The 6678-nt window shown below is 47.4% G+C and carries 5 protein-coding genes and 1 pseudogene; 5 read left to right on the forward strand and 1 reads right to left on the reverse strand.

The features are described 5' to 3' along the window. Window positions 1-229: pseudogene (locus KDK14_RS03330) on the reverse strand (porphobilinogen synthase); the annotation flags it as partial. Between the two features lie 296 nt (window positions 230-525). Here KDK14_RS03330 and KDK14_RS03335 point away from each other — a divergent pair. The 5 genes from KDK14_RS03335 to KDK14_RS03355 all read left to right on the forward strand — a co-directional run bounded on the left by KDK14_RS03335 (window position 526) and on the right by KDK14_RS03355 (window position 6566). Beyond that, window positions 526-2664 (forward strand): FAD-dependent oxidoreductase, encoded by a 2139-nt coding sequence (locus KDK14_RS03335; RefSeq protein ID WP_257263601.1) that lies wholly within the window; start codon window positions 526-528, stop codon window positions 2662-2664. A gap of 38 nt (window positions 2665-2702) precedes the next feature. Further along, a complete protein-coding gene (locus KDK14_RS03340; protein WP_257263602.1) occupies window positions 2703-3431 on the forward strand; it encodes a hypothetical protein in 729 nt (242 codons plus the stop codon). Between the two features lie 272 nt (window positions 3432-3703). Continuing rightward, window positions 3704-4339, forward strand: a complete 636-nt coding sequence (locus KDK14_RS03345; protein WP_257263603.1) for an alpha-ketoglutarate-dependent dioxygenase AlkB — start codon at window positions 3704-3706, stop codon at window positions 4337-4339. 318 nt (window positions 4340-4657) lie between these two features. Then, window positions 4658-5794 carry a hypothetical protein gene (locus KDK14_RS03350; protein ID WP_257263604.1) on the forward strand — a complete coding sequence of 379 codons (1137 nt, stop codon included), beginning with the start codon at window positions 4658-4660 and terminating at the stop codon, window positions 5792-5794. Window positions 5795-5987: 193 nt separating this feature from the next. Then, window positions 5988-6566: a hypothetical protein gene (locus KDK14_RS03355; RefSeq protein ID WP_257263605.1), complete on the forward strand. Its 579-nt coding sequence runs from the start codon at window positions 5988-5990 to the stop codon at window positions 6564-6566. Window positions 6567-6678 lie beyond the last annotated feature (112 nt).

A 6678-nucleotide genomic window follows, 5' to 3' on the forward strand; every position in this document is an offset into this window, starting at 1 on the left:
GAATGCCCAGCGCCACCAGTTCTGCGGCTTCCTCAAGAAGTAAATCAATGCTCAGGCGCTCAACACCGGGCATGGAGGCAACGGCTTGACGCTGCTGATTACCGGCCACAATAAACAGTGGATAAATAAGATTGTCCACGCAAAGCTGACTTTCGCGCATCAGACGTCGGGAGAAGTCGTTGTAACGCATACGCCTTGGGCGGGCAGCAGGAAAAGGGCGATGAATCATACTTCTTTATCCTTTTTTGAGATTACGTTGTCCCGTGAGATTACAAAGAGTTGTCTCGTGAGATTACCAAGAGTTGTCTCGTGAGATTACAAAGAGTTTTCCCGGAATAAGTTTTGCGTTTGACTGAGCCTCGCAACAAAACCCCGACAAGCCCTGCGAACAGCCACAGTTTTAATTTGACAATATGTCTAGCATTATACGGGAAAAAACGTATGATTTTGCATGAATTATCCTGTCAACCAGGGGTTTTGGCTGCTGCTGATAGCTGCTGTTAATGGCTGCTAATGGAAGGTGTTATGAATAACAAGAAATGGCTTTTGCTAATAGTGCTTGTCGTAGCCATCGGTGCGTTTTACACCCTGGACGGCCAGCAATACCTGACCCGCGATTTCTTTCAGGGCCTTTATCGTGATGGTCCGATACTGACCGCTGTCGTCTTCTTTGTCATCTATGTGGTGGTTACCGGCCTTTCCCTGCCGGGGGCGGCTCTGCTTACGGTGCTGGCGGGTGCGATTTTCGGCCTGTTTCAGGGGGTGTTGCTGGTCTCTTTTGCCAGCACCCTGGGAGCAACGCTCGCTTTTCTGTTTTCCAGGACCTTATTAAGGGACTGGGTCGCACAAAAGTTTGCCGACTATCTGGCCACCATTAACAGCGGAGTAAACAAGGACGGTGCCTTTTATCTGGCCACGCTCAGACTGATTCCCGCCGTGCCTTTCTTTGTGATCAACCTGGTCATGGGGCTGACCTCCATGCGGGTTCTGACCTTCAGTCTGGTCAGTCAACTGGGAATGCTTCCGGGCACGGCGGTTTTCGTGAATGCCGGTGCCCAACTCGGTCAGGTGGATGAACTCTCCCTTGACGGGATTTTAACGCCACCATTGATTGCCTCATTTGTACTTTTGGGTATTTTTCCCTGGATAACCAGAATGGTGATGGAGTGGTTCAGACGTCGTCGTTTATACAGCCGCTACCAGCGCCCGGCACAGTTTGATAATAACCTGACCGTGATTGGCGCCGGCTCTGCCGGACTGGTCAGCAGCTATATTGCCGCGGCGGTCAAGGCCAAAGTATCACTGATTGAACGGCACAAAATGGGGGGCGATTGCCTGAATACCGGTTGTGTGCCCAGTAAAGCCCTGATTCGCTCCGCCAAAATGGCGCACTACCTTAAGCGGGCCGATGAGTTCGGTATTGATTATGTGGCCGGGCAGGTTAATTTCTCCAGAGTGATGGAGCGAGTTCAGGACGTTATTCGCAAGGTTGAGCCCCACGACTCTGTAGAACGTTATTCCGGTCTGGGGGTGCACTGTATTCATGGCTCGGCGCAGCTGATCAGTCCCTGGGAAGTAGAGGTCGACGGTAAAAGAATCACCTCCCGAAATATTGTCATTGCCAGTGGTGGTCGTCCCTATGTTCCACCGCTGCCGGGTCTTGAGAAAATCAAACACTACACATCGGACACCATCTGGGAGTTACGAAACAAGCCGGGCCGGATGCTGGTGATTGGCGGCGGCCCTATTGGCTGTGAACTGACCCAGGCCTTCACCAGGCTGGGTGTTCAGGTTATTCAGGTGGACCACGGGACCCGGCTGTTGCATCGTGAAGATGACGATGTGTCAAAACTGGTGATGGCTCAGTTTATTCAGGATGGTGTTGAGTTGAGGCTGAAACATGAAGCCCGGTCTTTCCATAAGGTTCCGGATCCGGACACCGGGGCAGAGCGTCAATATCTGGCAGCCGAATGTGCCGGCCAGATCGTGGAAATTGACTTTGATGTTGTCCTGTTTGCCACCGGCCGCCTGGCCAATACGGCAAATCTTGGCCTTGAAGCGATGGGTATCGAATTAACCGGGCGGGGCACCATTGAGGTTAATGATTATATGCAGACCCGTTATCCCAATATCTATGCCTGTGGCGATGTGGCGGGACCTTACCAGTTTACCCATACGGCGGCACATCAGGCCTGGTATTGTGCGGTGAACGCCCTGTTTGGCCGTTTTAAAAAATTCAAAGTGGATTATTCCGTGATTCCCTGGTGTACCTTTACCGATCCGGAAGTGGCCAGGGTGGGCCTGAATGAACAGGAGGCTCAGGCACAGGGCATCGCTTATGAAGTGACCAAATACGGCATGGATGACCTGGATCGAGCCATAGCCGATGAAGAGGCACGGGGTTTTGTCAAAGTGTTGACCGTGCCGGGCAAGGATAAGATCCTGGGTGTCACCATTGTCGGTTATCATGCCGGCGAGCTGATTACTGAATACATCAGTGCCATGAAGCACGGTCTGGGCCTGAACAAAATTCTGGGCACTATCCATATCTACCCGACACTGAGCGAAGCCAACAAGTTTGCTGCCGGTGAATGGAAAAAAGCCCATGCACCACAAGGGGTATTATCGCTGGTGGAAAAATACCACGCATGGATGCGTCATTGACTATTATTAATGGGTCATTATAAACATAAGGATGTTTAATGAGTGACCCGGTCCCGTCTGATGGTGGCCCAACAGAAGATCCCTCCAGGGATTCTGTAAATAACAGCCTGCAGTTAGCGTCGGCTGCCATCAGCGAAGATAAGAAAATCTTCAAAGAGCTAAAAAAAATCCTCGAGAATCGAAGTGTTATGCTGGCAGAGCCTTCTTCCCGAAAGAGTCTCAAAACCAATAACAAGAGCCTTCTGGCAAAAATAAAAAATCTCCTGCCAACCTGCCTCTATAAGATGATCTCCCGTTTCAAGCCTGCTGATAAACAGAAAAGGATTGGAACGATGATTGCGCTGGTCCAACAAAAGAACCAAACTGCCTGGCAGCGCCTGGGAGAGGGCAAGGCTGAAGGTGTCTGTGATCAGGCATTGCGCAAGCTACAGCTGGAATGTGAACTGTCGCAGCTCTGGCTGGACCTGTTGGAGGGTCGGGGGCAGTCAAAGGTTACCGAAGAGCGAGCCAGGGTGGTTGACAGTCTGAAAGATTGTGTTGCTGCAGACATTGGCAGTGACTTCAGGCTGGCGGATGAAGCCTACGTTGAGGCCGTTCACGCTCTGAAGTTATCCATCATTCACGAAAATGATCTGAAAATTGAGCTACAGGCGCCTAAAGCGTCTTCTCCTTTGACAGGGGAGCTGAAGCAATTTGAGAAAATGCTGGTGGATGAGGCATCAGCTTTGGAGGCATACCGGCTATATGGGCAGAATCCACGGTCATGAACGCTGCCTGTAAGGAATTGTCCTGAAATAACTTCCACATTTTTAAAGGCGCTGCCCGCTTCGCAAAAAGGTGGAACTGCTTGTGTTTTTGCGGGAAGCGACAATTTCCCGGACTGAATAAAATGATGAAGTTATTCCGGGACAATTCCTTAATTGGGCTCATCCGGCAATGCGAGGGCTGAGGGCGGTAACGTCCTCTTCTACTCGGACCGGCTGTCAGCAGGCCCGGTACTATCACAGGTGCTCAATTCGATGTCAGGGGCCCGATAACAGTGAAAACATTCTCCACCATTTCAACACCTCCGCAGATATACACCCCTGCCGATGCCCAGCTGCTTTTATGGCCAGAGATAATCCCCGAATCCACCGGCTGGCAGTTATACTCAGAGCTCTACGCCACATTGCCCTGGCAGCAGGATCAGATAACGATTTATGGTAAAACCCTGCCCGTTCCCAGGCTTCAGGTGTGGATGGGTGATCCTGACGCAGATTACCAATATTCAGGCCTGGCACTTTCCCCACAACCATGGAGCCAGACCGTGACCACCCTGAAACAACAGGTCGAAAAGATCTGCAACCATCACTTTAACTCTGTATTAATCAACCTTTATCGCAGTGGCCGGGACAGTAATGGCTGGCACAGTGACGATGAACCGGAGTTAGGAGAAAACCCGGCTATTGCATCATTCAGCCTGGGAGCAACACGAAGGTTCCGATTGCGCCACAAATACAGAAAAGACATCAAACCTTATACTTTCGACCTGATTTCAGGCTCTCTATTGCTAATGGCTGGAACTACTCAGAAATACTGGCAACACTGCCTGACAAAAACAGCAAGATCAGTAGAGCCGAGAATCAACTTGACCTTTCGCCAAGTTATTTCACCTTCCTCGACACATAACGATTGACAGCCTCCCGGGAGGCTGTCCGGGCTATAGGTGAAGCATTCCGCGAGAATTGATCAGAAAAATAAAGGAACTCTACAAATGATCATTTCATACTGATCGTTCCAAAAACTGCTTTTTGATCTGTCATGGATATGATTGATCGAAAGCAATTAGTGTGATTAACTGACTTTAAAATTTTAAACTATCTCAGCCGCAGCGGAATAGTCTATTCTCTCACACCCCTTCTCCCGGGTGTAAGAAAAAGTGCAATTTTCCAAACCCGGGTACACAACCAAACGGCCTGTTTTCAGATATATTTTTTATTAATAAGGACTAAGGATGAATTCCGTCCAATTCAAACTTTCAATTAACACAGATCCCGTTCCCTCCCCGAAAGAGGCCGGGTTTCCGGAGATTGCCAAATTTGTAAGCCGACATGTTCGGGCGGTTAATTCAGTCAGAAAAACGTCTGTCTGTCCTGATGAAAATATCCAATTGTTAGAGATAATGTCATTTCAGGCACAGATTACCCTTAGTAATCAGTTGCAGCACAGGTTTATTGAAGTTCGACCATATCTGCAAATCAGATTCTTTCCTCGCAGGCTTTTCAAATTTGATGAATCCATTCAAAGAAAGTTTGAAATTAATAAAGGGCAGAGTCACCCACGAAACCCGTGTGCACTATGCAACAACGATTCCAGGCTCCTGAACACCCGCTTCAAGGGCTTGACTATCATCTCCAATTTCAGACCTTACAGCTCTGTATGCTGGCTAATAAAACCCACAGAACATCTGGATCAGAGTAAAATATTTGAAAAAAGTGCAGAACTCTTTGATTTGGCAAAAGGCATGGGATCGGCCTACACGTTTGCCCATAGCAGCTTAAGGGGAAATTCACAGAAGCACCTTCATATCCATGCAATGCAAGAGCATTTGCCCCTGCGCAAAGCTCTGGCTGACGGACATCTCTTTGTGGATGAAAGCCTGCCTGTAGTACAGTATGGTAAAACCACCGTTCGTTGGATGACCGGTGATCAAGCCAATAACACAGCACATTTATCCGGAATACATAGCACGGGTGAGAATCGTGCTGAATTTGAGCAAGTCTTTAACAATATTCTGAAATACTTGAGCAACAGCGATGTCTGTGGAACAGGGGGTTACAACCTGATCTACTGGGTGGACGATAATCTTTGTCTGCACTCCTTCATATTTCCCAGAATTCAAAATGCCAATGTTAATCCTGAATATGTGCCCGAAAAGCAGGGGTACGGTATTCTTGAAATGTGTGGATTGTTAATCATGGCTCCAGTGGATGAGAAAACAGTGGGTAACCTGGCAGCAAGGGAATTTGACTCAATACAGACGAAGCCCTACGAAGAGTTTGTGTTCAGGGCCAGAAATGAGCTTACCCGACTTACCCCGGAGCAATGGCAAGCATTGGGTTCTTCGTTATCATTGAGCATAAATGACTGAAATCCAGAGTAGAATTACCAGCGGCTGACTGATGACACATGTTTGCTGACTTCATCAAAGGTAATTAATAGAATAGATTTGAACTTTTTGAAATTTAAATAATCTAATCACTGAATTCTTAGAAAAGCCTGAGTTTTCTTTGCTCAAATTCACTATTTCAAAAACGGCAGCATGCCGGTTAACGGGAGCCATTATGTACCCATTACAAAATGCATTAGGTGAAAACCCACATTATTTTGATAAAGATCTTGCTGAATTAAATCCAGAAGCATTTGAAATGATGAAAATGTGTGGGCATACTGTTAAATCTATTGAATGGGAAACAGAATCCAAGTTTAAGGTAATTACTAAATGTAATAGTGAGTTTCGAAGGTTTAATTCGGAATCTTGCGATGGCTCTATGCAGTTTGAGATAAAGCAGACAGGGACCAGACTTTATCTTGGGAAAGTCACTCATCATGAACGGTGTCCATATGCAGCCAAACTGTGTGCGGAAAGAACTGGGCCTAAGGAGACTTTCATATTTGAAGATTTCGAACTGTGCAAGTTGGATTTCAACGACTCCTGGCAACTAACGATGAGTAAAGCAAAAGAGTCCGCATGTACAAATTTAAATAAAGTTATAAATGACATAGAGATTGAAAACCAAAGAGCGTTGGCGGAAGGATTTGATGAGGTTCCGCACTCTGCACCCGGTCTTCAAGATGCTGGTGCTATTGTCAAAGGCATTGAGAATTTGGAGGAGCAGTTTAAAGAATTTTTCAAACAATAGAAATCAGCTTGACTACAAAGTTTATAAGTACCACTTACGATAGACATTAAGCCTCTGTCTATTAATTCCAGAAGCAAAAGCTTTGAACCACGAAGCACACGAAGAGCACAAA

This window comes from Endozoicomonas sp. ONNA2, from assembly GCF_024606365.1.
Classification (GTDB): domain Bacteria; phylum Pseudomonadota; class Gammaproteobacteria; order Pseudomonadales; family Endozoicomonadaceae; genus Endozoicomonas.

Bases quoted from the DNA above. Each gene is read 5' to 3' on its own strand.
- KDK14_RS03335 (WP_257263601.1), top strand. From the start codon at position 526: ATGAATAACAAGAAATGGCTTTTGCTAATAGTGCTTGTCGTAGCCATC.
- KDK14_RS03340 (WP_257263602.1), top strand. From the start codon at position 2,703: ATGAGTGACCCGGTCCCGTCTGATGGTGGCCCAACAGAAGATCCCTCC.
- KDK14_RS03350 (WP_257263604.1), top strand. From the start codon at position 4,658: ATGAATTCCGTCCAATTCAAACTTTCAATTAACACAGATCCCGTTCCC.
- KDK14_RS03355 (WP_257263605.1), top strand. From the start codon at position 5,988: ATGTACCCATTACAAAATGCATTAGGTGAAAACCCACATTATTTTGAT.